The sequence below is a fragment of the Gemmobacter nanjingensis genome, from assembly GCF_014652195.1.
GTDB classification, from domain to species: domain Bacteria; phylum Pseudomonadota; class Alphaproteobacteria; order Rhodobacterales; family Rhodobacteraceae; genus Gemmobacter; species Gemmobacter caeni.
Genome location: NZ_BMYI01000067.1, coordinates 601 through 1,727, shown reverse-complemented (window position 1 = coordinate 1,727; position 1,127 = coordinate 601). Strand labels below are relative to the sequence as shown.

At 66.5% G+C, this 1,127-nt stretch carries 3 protein-coding genes; all 3 read right to left on the bottom strand.

Annotated elements, in window-relative coordinates; translation table 11 throughout:
- Window positions 1–54 precede the first annotated feature (54 nt).
- The gene (locus IE126_RS25615) at window positions 55–330 is read right to left on the bottom strand and encodes a hypothetical protein (RefSeq protein ID WP_189383211.1); all 276 of its coding nucleotides are present in this window, start codon (window positions 328–330) and stop codon (window positions 55–57) included.
- Window positions 327–752, bottom strand: a complete 426-nt coding sequence (locus IE126_RS26210; RefSeq protein WP_229825955.1) for an Acb2/Tad1 domain-containing protein — start codon at window positions 750–752, stop codon at window positions 327–329. The genes IE126_RS25615 and IE126_RS26210 overlap by 4 nt, the downstream gene beginning before the upstream one ends.
- Before the next feature lie 161 nt (window positions 753–913).
- On the bottom strand, window positions 914–1,127 hold a 214-nt coding region (locus tag IE126_RS25605), incomplete at its 5' end, for a hypothetical protein (RefSeq protein ID WP_229825953.1).

Genomic DNA, 1,127 nt, shown 5'->3' with positions numbered 1-1,127 from the left:
GCGCTCGGTCATCATCAGCTGGACGGCCTGATCATAAAGGTCTTGCGCCATGGCTCAGCCCAACATCCTGACAGCCGGGGCGCCCAGGTCGCCGTGGCAGGTGGCGCCGGACAGATGACGGCCGTTCAGCGCGGTCGCGCGCAGGCTGACCATGCAGGCCGGGCGCATGTCATGGCTCCCGGCCGAGGCGCAGCGCCCCACCGGCGGGGTTGCCAGATCATGCAGGATCGACCGCGCCGATGGCGTCACCAGCCAGAGGATCAGCGCGGCAAGGGCGGCTGCGATACCGCCGAACAGAAGGGCGCTGCGGTAAACGGGCGCGTCAATCATTCCGCCAACTCCACGCGCCCGGGTTTGAAGATGGAGCGCACGACGCCCATGAAGCCCTGTTCAAGCGAGGTGCGGCCGATCTGAAGCCAGCGCTGGTCAATCGCGGGATCTGATTTCAGTTCATCGAGAAGCCGGAGCGCGCGTTCCTCCATCTGCTTGATAGCATTGGCCCGTGCGACGGCATCCGCCGACTGCGGCCGGTAGCCCGCGACCGGCAGTCCGGTATGGGTCACGGCTTCCGCAGGCGCCTCATTGGGCTGGATTTCGTGAATGCGGAGATCCTGACCCGAATGGGCATAGAAATCGCGGGTTTCGCCAGGCTCGACTTGCGCGGGCGGAGCGACGGCGGCGCCCGCCAGGGAAATCGGCGTGACCAGAACGGGCCAGCCGTGATTGGCGATGACTTTGACGATGGTGGTCATAACGGTTTCCTTGGATTGCCGCACTTTTGAGGGAGCACCTGCCGCCGCCGTTGATCGGCATTTATGGCTTCACGCGGGATCAGCGCGCTTAGGTCTGATGCGCCCACAGAAGGACGGTGAAGAGATGCCGGGGGCGCGTCCGCCCCCGGCGCGGGGCCGTGTCAGCCCTTGGTGGTGCCCGCTGCGCCCTTCTTTTTCGGGGCGGTCTCTGCGGGCGTCTCGCTCGGGGGGGTATTGGTGTGATCCGGCGCCTTCGTCGCCTCGGCCAGCTGCTGGCGGGTTTCGTCATGCGAAACCCGCTCGGCCTCGAGTTCGGCCTCCAGCGCCTCGACGCGGCCATTGAGGTTTTCGACGCCCTCAACCGCCGTGTCGCGC

Coding starts and splice junctions, on each gene's coding strand:
- IE126_RS26210 (WP_229825955.1), bottom strand. CDS start 752: ATGACCACCATCGTCAAAGTCATCGCCAATCACGGCTGGCCCGTTCTG.
- IE126_RS25615 (WP_189383211.1), bottom strand. CDS start 330: ATGATTGACGCGCCCGTTTACCGCAGCGCCCTTCTGTTCGGCGGTATC.